We start from the raw sequence: 13896 nt of genomic DNA on the forward strand, positions 1-13896 counted from the left end.
CAACGGGCACAGCGCCGTCATGTCCGACCAAACCCCTCCCCGCATTTTCTCTCCCGACCGCCGCAAGGCCATTCGTCAGCGTGCCGTGGCATTGCAGGCCCGGCCCGATGCAGCGCATTTTGTGCTCGACGATATGGTCGAGGATGTGATCGAGCGTCTCGCATTTCTGCGCCACGAGCCGGAAAGCGCATTGATTATCGGTGACTGGACGGGGAAACTGGCGGGTGAACTGGCAGGTCGCGGCTGCGCCGTCACACAAGCCGATCCGGGCGCGCTCAACAATATACCGGCACTGGATGAAGAGCAGCCCTATCCGGCAGGCGCCTTCGACCTGATCGTCAGCCTCGGCACTCTCGATACGGTGAACGATCTGCCCGGTGCGCTGATCCATATTCGCGAAGCACTGGCCGATAGCGGCCTTGCCATTGCGAGCTTTCCGGGAGCGGGAAGCCTCCCTGCCCTGCGCACGATCATGATGGAGGCCGATGGAGACCGCCCTGCAGCGCGGATGCATCCGATGGTGGATGTGAGAGCAGGGGCGCAATTATTGCAGCGGGTAAACTGGGCGAGCCCGGTGGTCGATACCCATTCCATCGCAGTACGCTATCGTTCGCTGCACGGATTGGTGGACGATATTCATGCGCAGGGTCTGGGATGCGCGCTGACATCGCGCGCACCGATGATTTCGCGCGAAGCGCTTGAAAGAGCCGAAAAGGCTTTTGCAAAACTGGCAGATAACGATGGAAAAGTGTGCGAAACTTTCGAAGTTTTGACACTAAGTGGCTGGAAACCAAAGGGCGGGCAGTTCCTCTAAAGCAACTGCCCGCCTTTCATGGATAGTCTCAGGCCAAAGCTGCCTGTGCGGCAGCCAGACGGGCAATCGGCACGCGATAGGGCGATGCGCTGACATAATCGAGGCCGGTTTCCTCGCAGAATGCGATACTGGCCGGATCGCCGCCATGTTCACCGCAAATGCCGAGCTTGATGTCAGGTCGTGTAGCCCGGCCGCGTTCCGCTGCCAGCGAAACGAGTTGACCGACACCTTCCACATCGAGGCTCACGAAAGGATCGCGGGCATAAATGCCCTTTTCGACATAAGTCGAAAGGAAACGGCCTGCATCGTCACGCGATACACCCAGCGTCGTCTGGGTCAGGTCGTTGGTCCCGAAAGAGAAGAAGCGGGCCTCTTCGGCGATCTCACCTGCCATCAGCGCAGCGCGCGGCAATTCGATCATCGTACCGACGAGATAATCCAGCTCGCGGCCCTTTTCCCTGAACACATCGGCGGCTGTGTCATTCACCAGCTTGCGGAGAATTTCCAGCTCGCGCTTTGTGCCGACCAGCGGGATCATCACTTCGGGCACCGGCGCTTCGCCGCTCTTTTCAGCGACGTCGCAGGCAGCTTCGAAGATTGCCCTGGCCTGCATTTCGTAAATCTCGGGATAGGTGATCCCCAAACGGCACCCGCGATGGCCCAGCATCGGGTTGAATTCGTGCAGTTCCTCGGCCCGACGCTTGAGATGATCGACTCCGAAACCGGTAATATCGGCCAGCTCCGCAAATTCGGCATCGCCTGTGGGCAGGAATTCATGGAGCGGCGGATCGAGCAAACGGATCGTGCAGGGCAGCCCTGCCATACATTCGAGAATATCGACGAAATCCTTGCGCTGTTCGGGCAATAGCTTGGCCAGCGCTTTGCGACGGCCCTCTTCGCTTTCCGCCAGGATCATCTCACGCACTGCGCTGATCCGGTTGGCATCGAAGAACATATGCTCAGTGCGGCACAGACCGATGCCTTCCGCCCCGAATTCACGCGCCATGGCGCAATCGGCCGGGGTTTCCGCATTGGTGCGCACACCCATGCGGCGATGGCTGTCAGCCCATTTCATCAACGTGGCAAAATTACCTTCGAGCCTGGGCTCGATCGTCGGCACTTTGCCGGCCATGACCTGACCGTTGGCACCATCAAGCGTGATGATCTCGCCTTCCTTCAGTTCATGATCCCCGATCCGCAGCGTGCGGGTCTTCCGGTCGATCGATACGGCGGAGGCGCCCGAAACGCATGGGCGACCCATACCGCGGGCCACCACGGCAGCATGGCTGGTCATCCCGCCGCGCGCGGTGAGAATGCCCTTGGCCGCATGCATACCGTGAATGTCTTCCGGGCTGGTTTCGACCCGGCACAGAATTACGCTTTCTCCGCGTTCGGCCCAGCTTTCCGCCGTATCGGCATCGAGCACGATCTTGCCCGACGCCGCGCCCGGCGAGGCCGGCAGGCCGGTGGTCAGCACATCACGAGACGCTTCGGGGTCGAGCGTGGGATGCAGCAACTGGTCGAGAGCCATCGGATCGACGCGCAAAACCGCGGTTTTCTCGTCAATCAGCCCTTCCCCGACCATATCGACAGCCAGTTTCAGAGCCGCCGCAGCCGTACGTTTACCGTTACGCGTCTGGAGCATCCACAATTTGCCCCGCTCCACGGTAAATTCGATATCCTGCATGTCTTTGTAATGCTGTTCGAGCAGTTCAAAAACCTCGGCCAGTTCCTTATAGGCATCGGGCATCGCCTCTTCCATCGAAGGGGCAGTAGCACCCGATGCTTCGCGCGCGGCTTTGGTGAGATATTGCGGCGTGCGGATACCGGCCACCACATCTTCACCCTGTGCATTGACGAGATATTCGCCGTAATATTCTTTCACGCCCGTGGCCGGATCGCGGGTGAAGGCCACACCGGTGGCGCTGGTATCGCCCATATTACCGAACACCATGGCCTGAACATTGACCGCCGTGCCCCAGTCGCCCGGAATATCGTTCAACCGGCGATAGACCTTGGCGCGATCCGAATCCCAGCTATCGAACACGGCGGCAATTGCGCCCCAGAGCTGTTCTTTCACTTCCTGCGGGAAAGGCGTGCCATTCTGTTCCTGCTTCACGATGGACTTATATTCATCGACCAGCGCGCGCCAGTTATCGGCGGTCATTTCCGTATCGGCGAAATAGCCGTTTTCTTCCTTGGCGATTTCCAGCGCTTCTTCGAACAGGCCGTGATCGAGGCCCAGCACCACATCCGAATACATCTGGATGAAGCGGCGATAGGAATCCCAGGCGAACCGGTCATCGCCGGAAACTTTGGCAAGACCTTCGACCGTCTGGTCATTCAGGCCGAGATTGAGCACCGTATCCATCATGCCGGGCATCGAAACCCGGGCACCCGAACGGACCGAAACCAGCAAGGGATCGGCGGCATCGCCGAAATCTTTACCGACTGTTTTTTCGATATGATTCAGAGCCTTGTCGACTTCTGCTCGCAAAGACTCCGAAAAGTCGGAACCTTCCTTCAGATAACGCACACATTCTTCGGTGGTGATTGTAAAACCGGGCGGCACGGGCAAACCGATAGAAGCCATCTCCCCAAGATTGGCCCCTTTACCACCCAGCAGATTCTTATCTTTGGCACGCGGATCATCGTGACGGACACCGCCACCGAACGTGTACACCATCTGGCTCATTTATATTCCACCCTCGTCGGTCAAGACAGACTTACATCATCGAGGTGAGTGTTTTATCCCTCGATACGTGAAAAATCTGCAACATTGTGCACTGCGGCACGAAAGTTATCAAGCAAGGCGAGACGAGCCGATCGTTTTTCCGTCTCGGGTGCGTTCACGATGACAGACTCGAAAAACGCATCGATCGGCGCACGCAGGGAAGCCAGAGCCGCCATTGCCCCTTCAAAATCTTCCTGCTCTATTGCCGCAGAAGCACGCGGCTCGGCTTCGCTCAAAGCATCGATCAGAGCCTTTTCGGCAGGCTCCGGCTCATAGGAAAGCTCTGGCAAACGCTTGCGGCGGTCTGCCATTTTGGCAGCAATAACGGCCGTGAGATCGGGATCGTCCACTTCGGACAGAGGGTCTTCCTCTCCGGTTCTGGCAATATCGCTTTCCAGCCCCTGCCAGTCTTCTTTTTTGAGAATATTGGCGGCACGCTTATAACCCGCAAGCAGATTGGTACCGTCCTCGGTTTCGACAAAACTCTGCAAAGCCTTCACCCTTGCGAGCAGGCGAACCAGATCGTTCTCTCTGCCCAGAGCAAACACCGCATCGATCAGATCATGGCGGATCCCGGCTTCTTTCTGCTGGACCTTGAGGCGGTCAGCGAAGAAATCGAGAAGGTCGCCTTCAGCCACAGACATACGCAGACCGTTCTCAGTGAGAATGCGAATAACGCCCAAAGCAGCACGACGCAGAGCGAACGGATCTTTCGATCCGCTCGGTTTTTCATCAATTGAAAAGAAGCCCTGCAACGTATCGAGCTTATCCGCCAGCGCAACAGCCACCGTTACCGGCGCTGCAGGCACACCATCGCCCTGCCCGACCGGCTTGTAATGGTCGCGAATAGCGTCGGCCACGGCATCCGGCAGATCCTCGGCGCGGGCGTAATAACCGCCCATAAGACCTTGAAGTTCAGGAAATTCTCCGACCATTTCGGTCACGAGATCGGCCTTGGAAAGCCGCGCGGCCTGTTCTGCCTGATCGGCGTCAGCGCCTTTGACGATGCCCTGCTCCACCAGCCAGCGAGCGAGCCTGGCAACCCGCTCCACCTTGTCGGCCACCGTACCGAGTTTTTCGTGGAAAGTGATGCGCTGCAGGCCTTTGGCATGCTCTTCGAGCGTCTTCCTGCGGTCGACATCCCAGAAGAAACGCGCATCGGACAGTCTTGCGGCAAGCACTTTTTCATTGCCTGCAACAATCGCCACACCGCCATCTTCAGCTTCGATATTGGCGGTGCAGATAAAGGCATTGGCCAGTTTGCCGGTTTTATCGTTGCAGATAAAATATTTCTGGTTGGTCCGTGCAGAAAGCTGGATCACTTCGGGAGGCACTTCGAGAAAAGCGTCGTCGAACCGCCCCAGCAGCGGCACCGGCCATTCGGTAAGGCCGGCATTTTCCACCACCAGACCTTCATCCTGGACCAGCGTCAGGCCGGCGGATCGGGCGGCTTCTTCCGCTTTTTCGCGGATCAGCGCTTCGCGTTCGGTGTGATCGACAATCACATGGCACGCCCGCAGCTTTTCCTGATAATTATCGACATGGCCGATGGTGATATCGCCCGAATGGTGAAAACGATGACCCAGCGTGACCAGCCCGCTCGTCACGCCATGCACTTCACATTCGACCAGTTCTTCGCCGAACAGCGCGAGAATGCCCGAAAGCGGACGCACCCAGCGCAGGCTTTCCGTGCTGAGCGAGGCGGCGCCCCATCGCATCGATTTCGGCCAGGGGAAAGCACGAATGACGGCCGGAATAGTGTCCGCCAGAACCTCTTTCACCGCCCGACCCGGAATATTCCTGACCGCAAAATAGGTCGCCCGGCCTTTAACATCACGCAGTTCGAGTTGATCGCGGGTAACACCATTCTTGCGGCAAAACCCGTCAATCGCCTGATCGGGCGCACCTTCGGGCGGTCCCTTGGCTTCTTCGCTCACCGCTTCTGTCTGTTCGGGCAAGTCGCGCGCGATCAGCGCGAGGCGGCGCGGCGTTGACCAGACGGTGATGTCGCCCGGAGCGATGCCGGCGGCACTCAATTCTGACCGGAACAGCTTTTCCAGATCGGCACGAGCGCTTTTCTGCATTCGGGCGGGAATTTCCTCGCAGCGCAGTTCGAGCAGAAAGTCGGTCATGCCTGCCACTCCGGATATTTTGCGGCCCAGCGGTCTTTTTCCTTGGCCATATAGGCTTCACACGATCCGCGCGCGAGATCACGAACCCGGCCCATATAAGAAGCACGTTCCTGCACAGAAATCACGCCGCGCGCCTGCAACAGATTGAAAATATGGCTTGCTTCGATGGCCTGTTCATAGGCTGCGATGGGCACATCGGCATCGAGCGCATTGCGGCATTCGGCTTCTGCTTTATTGAACAGATCGAACAATGCATCCGTATCGGCGACTTCGAAATTCCATTTGGACATCTGTTTCTCATTTTCGAGAAACACATCGCCATAGGTCACACCGCGCCCGTTGAAATCCAGATCGTAAACATTGTCGACATTCTGGATATACATGGCGAGCCGTTCGAGCCCGTAAGTCAGTTCCCCTGCGACGGGCCGGCAATCGTAACCGCCCATCTGCTGGAAATAGGTGAACTGGGTGACTTCCATCCCGTCGCACCAGACTTCCCAGCCAAGCCCCCAAGCCCCCAGTGTGGGCGATTCCCAGTCATCTTCCACGAACCGAATATCATGTTTGAGCGGATCGATCCCGATCACTTCGAGACTTTTGAGATAAAGATCCTGAAGATCGGGCGGGCTTGGCTTCAGGATTACCTGATACTGGTAATAATGCTGAAGCCGGTTCGGATTTTCGCCATAGCGACCGTCGGTCGGGCGGCGGCAAGGCTGCACGAAAGCAGCGTTCCACGGCTCGGGGCCGAGCGCGCGCAGTGTCGTGGCGGTGTGAAATGTCCCTGCGCCCACGCGCATGTCGTAGGGTTGCAGGATCAGACAGCCCTGTGCGCTCCAGTAATCATGGAGCGCAAGGATCATGTCCTGAAAGCTCTTGGGTGCTTTAGTCATCGTGCGGAAGCCCATGGCCGATGGGCTGAAAACCGTCAATCCACCTTTCCTTAGATGTTACACTGCAACAGCTGTGTCTTTCCTGACACGTTAAACATTTCCTCGCTTTCTCAAGGCATTTTCACTTTATCGCTCCTTGTGGAAATGCCTATGGATCGGAACAGGTTACTTTGTCGGCGGAGTGCCGGTGCCCGAAGGAAAACAGCAATGGCCTTTACATCGCGTCTGATTCCCTCCCTTGCGGTGCTAAGCCTCAGTTTCGCAACGCTGGGCTGCGCCACACCGCGCGCCAGCGCTGAAACTGCCCAGGCCGCGCCCAACGGCCCGGCTCTGTGGTGCGCTGCCGATGAGGACACAACGATCTATCTGTTCGGCACGGTCCATGCTCTGCCCGCCGGGGTCGACTGGTTTAAAGGGCCGGTCAAACAGGCTTTCGATCGCTCCGACGAACTGGTCACCGAAATCGCGCTGGACGATACCACAGGAATGCAGAAGCTTGTACTCGATAAGGGTATGCTGCCTGAAGGGCAGAATCTTCGCGACCTGATGAGCGAAGAAAACCGCATTCAATATGAGGAATCGCTCGTCTCGCTGGGTGTGCCAGTGGAAGCTTTCGACCGGTTCAAGCCCTGGTATGCCGCAATGACGCTGCAACTTCTGCCGATCCTCCAATCGGGCTATGTGCAGGATAGCGGGGTGGAAAATGTGCTGAATGGCGAAAGCCCGGCCAAGACGCATGCCGCCCTCGAAACAGCTGAAGAGCAGATCGATCTGTTTGACAGCCTGTCGATGGATCAGCAGCTCACCTATCTCGATCAGACCGTGGAAAGCGCCAATGAAATCGTGCCCACAATTGATGAAATGGTGCGCGAATGGCTGGCGGGCGATGCCGATCATCTGGCGGATCTGCTCAATTCCGAAATGACCGATCCGGCGCTTTACAAGCGTTTGCTGACCAACCGGAACGCCCATTGGGCGGACTGGATCGACAAACGCCTCGGCCAGCCGGGCGTAGTCTTTATCGCAGTGGGCGCCGGCCATCTCGCCGGCAAAGGCAGCGTGCAGGATCAGCTCCGCAAGCACGGTATCAAGACGAAACGCATCAACGAATGATCCGCCTGCTCTTCCTCATGCCTTTCGCGGCGGCGCTGTTTCTAGGAGCATGCCGCAGCGATCCGGCAGGGGACTGGCCAGCGCCCAGCCCGGCCTTATGGGAAGTGCGCGATGGCGACGGGCAGATGAAAGGCTGGCTGTTCGGTACGGTCCACGCCCTGCCCGACGGAGTGGACTGGCACACCCGCCAGATCGATAATGCAGTGGAACAGGCCGGCCTCCTGCTGGTCGAAGTGGCCAATCTGGACGATGGCAAGGCTGCCAATGCTTCTTTCATGCAATTCGCGCGCACGAATGGCTTACCTCCGCTTACCGAGCGGGTTACAAAACAGGACCGCCCCGCCCTGCGCGGATTGATGGATAAGACAGGTCTCGATGACAGCGATTTTACCGAATATGAAAGCTGGGCCGCGGCGCTGATGCTGGCCAATGCCGCGCAGGCCGATCAGGCAGCCGGCAACGGAGCCGATCGCTGGCTGCTCGAACAGGACATCCCGACGGGAGAACTCGAAGGTTTCAACCAGCAGTTCCGTATTTTCGATCAGCTTTCGCCTGAGGATCAAACCGATCTGTTAATGGGCGTGGTCGCCGAAGCGCAAGATAGCGGCGGATCGTCCAATCTGCGCGCCTGGCTGACAGGCGATATCGATGCATTGCAAGCCAATACACGCAAAGGGATTCTTGCCGATCCCGACTTACGGCGAATTCTTCTGACAGACCGCAACCGGCGCTGGGCAAAGATCATCGCCACAAAGCTGGATCAGGCGAAGGACGGGCCGGTTTTTGTCGCTGTAGGAGCAGCACATATGCTGGGAGAAGACGGTCTGCCCTCCCTGCTCCGCCGTCGCGGCTTCCGGGTCAATCGCGTGCAGTAAGCTGTGCGGATTCAGCCGAGCAGATGAAACAGCAGCGGCAGGAACAGCACATTCATGACCCCGACCAGTACCATGACCAGCCCGGCAATCGCCCCCTCGGTCCGACCGAAGCGATGGGCCTGTGCAGTGCCCGCGCCATGCGCGGCCATACCGAAAAGCGCCCCGCGCGCCATGGGCGATCCATAGGAACTGCGGGCCAGCAGCACATCGCCGATCACCGCCCCGCCAATCCCGGTAATCGCCACAAAGACCGCTGTCAGATCGGGCGCACCGCCAATATCCTGCGATACGATCATAGCGAAAGGCGTACTCATGGAGCGCGGCATCAGGCTGAGACGCAGCGTTTCATTGAGCCCGACAATCGATGCCAGCGCCCAGCTCGATAATGTCGCGGTGGCGCTGCCGACCAGCATACCGATCAGCAGAACCGGCCAGTAACGACGGATCAGGGCACGCTGTTCATAAAGCGGAATGGCAAAGGCAACGGTCGCCGGCCCGAGCAGGGTCAGCAGCCAGTGGGTGCCCTGAATATAACTGGCATAGCTCGATTGCACGGCAATCACGACCAGACCGATCAGCACCGGCGTCATACCCAGCGGCGAGAGCCACCAGCGCGGCCAGCGGCGATACAGGTTTTTAACCAGCGCATAGAGCCCGATCGTTACCACAGACCAGACGATAATATGCAGGATCGTCTCACCCATGGTGGTTCATACTCCAGCGGATCGCACGTTCGACGGTGAAGACCGTTGCCAGCATCACCAGTACCGTGCTGGTAAGAATGACGAACAGCACTTTGAGGCCAAGCAACCCGAAAAGCTCCCGATGTTCGAGCACCGCCAATACGGCAGGTACGAAGAACAGCAGCAGATCGGCAAGAAAGAGATTGGCCCCCTTGCGCATGCTGACGACACTCAACCGACGGGACGTCAGCAGAATAATCGCAATCGCAAGGCCGATAATACTGCCCGGAACCGGCAGACCGGTCAGGCGGGCAAGCGCTTCCCCTGTCAGCCAGCAGGCGAACAGGATCGCAACCTGTAAAATAGCATTGCGTTGAATAATCCGTGCAGTGCGAGCCATATGCGACCTCCTGCAACCCATATGTGTGCAATTGCAGCATGATGGAAATGAATAGACTTCATGACTACTATTCCATATTAGAATGGCATGAATTTTCGTCGCCTGCGTATTTTCGTCGAGGTCGTCCGGCAGGACAGTTTTTCGCGTGCTGCGGACATTGTGGCTGCCACCCAGTCCACGGTCAGCAAGGCCGTCCGCCAGCTTGAGGAAGAAGTGGGCGCTCCGCTGCTCGACCGGGTGGGCGCACATAATATTCTCACGCCCGCGGGGGAAATCGTTTATCGCAGGGGCATGAAATTGCTGGCCGATCGTGACGATCTGCTGGTCGAACTGGCCGAACTGCGCGGCCTCAAACGTGGTACTTTGCGGCTCGGCCTGCCACCGATCGGCTCCAGCACGTTATTCGCGCCATTATTTACAGCCTATCGCCGGCTTTATCCGGGGATCACCGTGCATCTGGTCGAACATGGCAGCGATCAGCTCGAACAGATATTGCGGGCCGGTGAAATCGATCTGGCCGGCTTGCTTCTTCCGACATCGGAAGATTTCGACAGCGAACTGGTACGCAGCGAATCGCTTGTCGCACTCCTGCCCGATACACACCCTCTGGCCGCGCGCTCCTCCATCCGGATAGAAGATCTGCGCGAAATGGACTTCATCCTGTTCGAAAGCAGTTTCAGCCTGCACAGGATCATCTATGACGTTTGCCGACGCGCCGGTTTCGATCCGTCCGTGGTGGCAGTGAGCAGCCAGGTCGATTTCGTTATCGAGCTGGTCGCCACAGGCCTTGGCGTCGCTTTTCTGCCGCAAATGATTGCAGCACAGCGCCTGCATGGGGGTGTAAGGGCGGTTTTGTTGGAAGAAGAAGGCACGGCATGGCAAATGGCGATGGTATGGCGGCGCAATGCCTATCTGTCCGAAGCCGCACAGGCCTGGCTGGATCTGGTCAGGCACAGGCAAACCGTTTGATCGGGAGAGGTGTCAGGCACCACTCGCCCTTCTGCTTGCATTTCTCCTCCATCGGGCTTATGCGCGCGTCTTCCCGTTATCGGTCATCCCTGGAGGCGTGGCGGGAAAACATATCAACGTATTCGAAAGGCATGAGATTATGAGCGACGCTCTGACCCTGCCGGCTGAAGCGCGCGATCGGGTTGGCAAGGGAGCCTCCCGTGCACTCCGTCGCGAAGGCCGGACACCCGCAGTGATCTATGGTGACAACCAGGAACCTGTGGCTATTCATCTTGAAGAAAAAGAACTGACGAAGCAGCTGGATACTGGCCACTTCATGAACTCGATCGTCAATATCGAGCTCGATGGCAAGATCATCCGCACGCTCCCCAAGGACGTCGTTCTGCACCCGGTCAGCGATTTCCCGATCCATGCCGACTTCCTGCGTCTCGCCAAGAACGCTACGGTCGAAGTGCTTGTCCCGGTCAACTTCACCAATGAAGAAGCCTCACCGGGGCTCAAGAAGGGCGGCGTTCTCAATGTTGTCCGTCACGAGCTGGATCTGGTCTGCGAAGCCGACAAGATTCCGGGCGAGATCGAAATCGACGTCACCGGCCTCGAAGTCGGCGATTCGATTCATATCAGCCATGTGAAGCTTCCGGCCGGTTCGGAAAGCGCAATCACCGATCGCGACTTCACGATCGCCACGATCGTGGCACCTTCCGCGCTCAAGCGTTCGGAAGCCGAAGCCGCTGCCGAAGGTGAAGAAGAAGCCGCTGAAGGCGAAGGCGAAGCCTCAGAAGATTGAGGCGCCTGCCCGTTTAAGAAAAGACCGGCCACACCATCGTGTTTGGCCGGTCTTTTCATTTGCCGGTCTGTTTATTTGTGTGCCGCACCAGTCGAGGAGAATGCCATGCAGCTCTGGGTAGGTCTTGGAAATCCCGGCCCGCAATATGCCATGCAGCGCCACAATGTCGGCTTCATGGCGCTGGACGTACTTGCCGATATGCATGGTTTCGGATCGGTGCAGAAGAAGTTTCAGGGCTGGGTTCAGGAAGGCCGCCTCGGCGGAGAAAAAATTATCCTGCTCAAACCGGCCACCTATATGAATGAAAGCGGTCGCTCGGTCGGCGAAGCGATGCGCTTTTACAAACTCGGTTATGATGCGCTGACCGTATTTCATGATGAGCTCGACCTTCCGCCTTTCAAAGTAAAAGTGAAACAGGGCGGCGGCCATGCCGGCCATAACGGCCTGCGTTCGATCGATCAGCATTGCGGCAGTGACTTCCGCCGTGTGCGCCTCGGCATTGGCCATCCGGGGCATAAGGATCGTGTAACGGGCTATGTACTCGGTAATTATGCCAAGGCCGAACAGGAAGCACTGGTCGATATGCTTGGCGCCGTGAGCGCCGAAGCCGAATGGCTTGCCCGCGGCGATGCACCGCGCTTCATGAATGAAGTGGCGCGCCGTCAGCAGGATTGAACCGATCTTTCAAGCACGGCCCCCTTTCCTTATCCCGGCGCGACAGGCGCAGCTATCCTGTCCCAAATAAATACAGGTGAGAGCAGAGAATGGACTCACAGCGTCATACTCTCTTCAAAGGAACCCTGTTCGCAACGCTTTAAATGTGTCGGCCGCGGATGACGGGTCGTCATGCACCGTTAGAGGAAGATGTAAAATGATCCGCAAGACGACGATTGTTCTGGGAGCCCTCTGCGCTCTCGGGCTGGCCGCTCCGGCTTCGGCAACCGGTCGGGGTGGTGGTGGCCATCATTGCGGATGGCATTGCGGTCCCGGTTCGTCTTCTTCAGGTGGTAACACCTCTTCCGGCGGCAACACCTCTTCAGGCGGTAATACTTCCTCCGGTGGCTCCAGCTCCGGCGGAACGCAGGTTCCCGAGCCGGGCATGCTCGGCATGGCAGGGCTTGGCCTGCTCGGAATCGGTGCGATTCACACCCGTCGCCGCAAGGCTGCACGCAAGAGCTAATGACAGCCTGTACCGTTCCGTTGGGGGAACGGCACGGTTACAGGCCTTTCTCGGAAGGGGGGCTCCTTCCCAAGACGGAAAGCGCTTCCGCCCTGAGGGTGGAAGCGCTTTTTGCATCTCTGGCCTTTCGGGCTTTGCATCGCTAAAGCGTGCGCAAACATATTTTCAAGGATAGAGACCATGGGATTCCGCTGCGGAATCGTCGGCCTGCCCAATGTCGGCAAGTCGACGCTGTTCAACGCATTGACCGAAACGCAGGCTGCACAAGCTGCGAACTACCCCTTCTGTACGATCGAACCCAATGTGGGACAGGTTGCCGTGCCCGATCCGAGGCTCGACAAAATTGCCGCCATTGCCGGTTCGGCTAAAACCATTCCTACCCAACTCGCTTTCGTCGATATTGCGGGGCTGGTGAAAGGTGCGAGCAAAGGCGAAGGTCTTGGCAACCAGTTCCTCGGCAATATTCGCGAAGTGGATGCCATCGTTCATGTGCTGCGCTGCTTCGAGGATGACGATATCCAGCATGTTGCCAATAAGGTCGATCCCATCGCAGATGCCGAAGTGGTCGAAACAGAGCTGATGCTCGCCGATCTCGAAAGTCTCGAAAAACGCGTTCCCAATGCGCAAAAACGTGCAACCGGCGGCGATAAGGAAGCCAGAATCGCTGCAAGCGTTCTGGGGCAGGCACTCGAATTGCTGCGCGACGGCAAACCCGCCCGCCTCACCGAACCGCAGGATGACGAAGAAGCCCGCGTCTTCGAACAGGCGCAGCTTCTGACCGCCAAGCCGGTACTCTATGTCTGCAATGTTGCCGAGGGCGATGCCGCCACCGGAAACGAACTATCCGAAAAGGTCTTCGAAAAAGCCAAAGCGGAAGGCGCACAGGCTGTGGTCGTCTCGGCTGCGATCGAAGCTGAACTGGTCGCTATGGAACCCGAAGACCGGCAGGAATTTCTCACCGAACTGGGCCTTGAGGAAAGCGGCCTCGCCCGGGTCATCAAGGCCGGATACGATCTGCTCGGACTGCAGACCTTTTTCACCTGCGGCCCCAAGGAAGCCCGCGCCTGGACTTTCCCGAAAGGCGCCCGCGCTCCGCAGGCCGCCGGGGAAATCCACACCGATTTCGAACGCGGCTTCATCCGCGCCGAAACCATCGCTTTTGACGATTATGTTGAACTGGGCGGCGAAACGGCGGCCCGCGATGCCGGTCGGCTGCGGCAGGAAGGTAAGGATTACCTCGTGCAGGACGGCGATGTGATGCTGTTCAAATTCAACGTCTGAACGCCGGTGCATCCCTCCTCTGTAAGCTGGGTATA

At 58.1% G+C, this 13896-nt stretch carries 13 protein-coding genes; 8 read left to right on the top strand and 5 right to left on the bottom strand.

Annotated features, from left to right (window positions below):
- Positions 1–19 precede the first annotated feature (19 nt).
- Positions 20–814, top strand: a complete 795-nt coding sequence (locus D6851_RS03330) for a methyltransferase domain-containing protein (protein WP_120323411.1) — start codon at positions 20–22, stop codon at positions 812–814.
- Between the two features lie 28 nt (positions 815–842).
- On the opposite strand, the gene ppdK is transcribed toward D6851_RS03330, so the two are convergent.
- From ppdK to D6851_RS03345, 3 genes are read right to left on the bottom strand one after another with little or no spacing between them, the layout of a single operon-like run.
- Positions 843–3509 (bottom strand): pyruvate, phosphate dikinase, encoded by a 2667-nt coding sequence (gene ppdK / locus D6851_RS03335; protein ID WP_120323412.1) that lies wholly within the window; start codon positions 3507–3509, stop codon positions 843–845.
- 53 nt (positions 3510–3562) lie between these two features.
- A complete protein-coding gene (gene glyS, locus D6851_RS03340; protein WP_120323413.1) occupies positions 3563–5680 on the bottom strand; it encodes a glycine--tRNA ligase subunit beta in 2118 nt (705 codons plus the stop codon).
- Positions 5677–6573: a glycine--tRNA ligase subunit alpha gene (locus D6851_RS03345; protein ID WP_120323518.1), complete on the bottom strand. Its 897-nt coding sequence runs from the start codon at positions 6571–6573 to the stop codon at positions 5677–5679. Before D6851_RS03345 ends, glyS begins: the two co-directional genes overlap by 4 nt.
- A gap of 207 nt (positions 6574–6780) precedes the next feature.
- Between D6851_RS03345 and D6851_RS03350 the strand changes: the two genes are divergently transcribed.
- Positions 6781–7686 carry a TraB/GumN family protein gene (locus D6851_RS03350; RefSeq protein ID WP_183029960.1) on the top strand — a complete coding sequence of 302 codons (906 nt, stop codon included), beginning with the start codon at positions 6781–6783 and terminating at the stop codon, positions 7684–7686.
- Positions 7683–8561, top strand: coding sequence for a TraB/GumN family protein (locus tag D6851_RS03355; RefSeq protein WP_120323415.1), 879 nt, complete (start codon positions 7683–7685; stop codon positions 8559–8561). Before D6851_RS03350 ends, D6851_RS03355 begins: the two co-directional genes overlap by 4 nt.
- A gap of 11 nt (positions 8562–8572) precedes the next feature.
- Here D6851_RS03355 and D6851_RS03360 read toward each other — a convergent pair whose 3' ends face one another.
- Positions 8573–9265 (bottom strand): LrgB family protein, encoded by a 693-nt coding sequence (locus D6851_RS03360; protein WP_120323416.1) that lies wholly within the window; start codon positions 9263–9265, stop codon positions 8573–8575.
- Positions 9258–9644, bottom strand: coding sequence for a CidA/LrgA family protein (locus D6851_RS03365; protein ID WP_120323417.1), 387 nt, complete (start codon positions 9642–9644; stop codon positions 9258–9260). Before D6851_RS03365 ends, D6851_RS03360 begins: the two co-directional genes overlap by 8 nt.
- Positions 9645–9731: 87 nt before the next feature.
- Here D6851_RS03365 and D6851_RS03370 point away from each other — a divergent pair, with 87 nt between their 5' ends.
- The 5 genes from D6851_RS03370 (at position 9732) to ychF (ending at position 13861) form a co-directional block, all read left to right on the top strand.
- On the top strand, positions 9732–10613 hold the full coding sequence (locus tag D6851_RS03370; RefSeq protein WP_120323418.1) for a LysR family transcriptional regulator: 882 nt from the start codon (positions 9732–9734) through the stop codon (positions 10611–10613).
- A 139-nt stretch (positions 10614–10752) separates the two neighbouring features.
- The gene (locus D6851_RS03375; protein ID WP_120323419.1) at positions 10753–11400 is read left to right on the top strand and encodes a 50S ribosomal protein L25/general stress protein Ctc; all 648 of its coding nucleotides are present in this window, start codon (positions 10753–10755) and stop codon (positions 11398–11400) included.
- 105 nt (positions 11401–11505) lie between these two features.
- Positions 11506–12075, top strand: coding sequence for an aminoacyl-tRNA hydrolase (gene pth / locus D6851_RS03380; RefSeq protein WP_120323420.1), 570 nt, complete (start codon positions 11506–11508; stop codon positions 12073–12075).
- 196 nt (positions 12076–12271) lie between these two features.
- Positions 12272–12580 (top strand): PEP-CTERM sorting domain-containing protein, encoded by a 309-nt coding sequence (locus tag D6851_RS03385; protein ID WP_120323421.1) that lies wholly within the window; start codon positions 12272–12274, stop codon positions 12578–12580.
- A gap of 180 nt (positions 12581–12760) precedes the next feature.
- Entirely contained in the window at positions 12761–13861 is a 1101-nt protein-coding gene (gene ychF / locus D6851_RS03390) for a redox-regulated ATPase YchF (protein WP_120323422.1), read from the top strand.
- Positions 13862–13896 lie beyond the last annotated feature (35 nt).

The sequence above is a fragment of the Altericroceibacterium spongiae genome (assembly GCF_003610805.1).
GTDB classification, from domain to species: domain Bacteria; phylum Pseudomonadota; class Alphaproteobacteria; order Sphingomonadales; family Sphingomonadaceae; genus Altericroceibacterium; species Altericroceibacterium spongiae.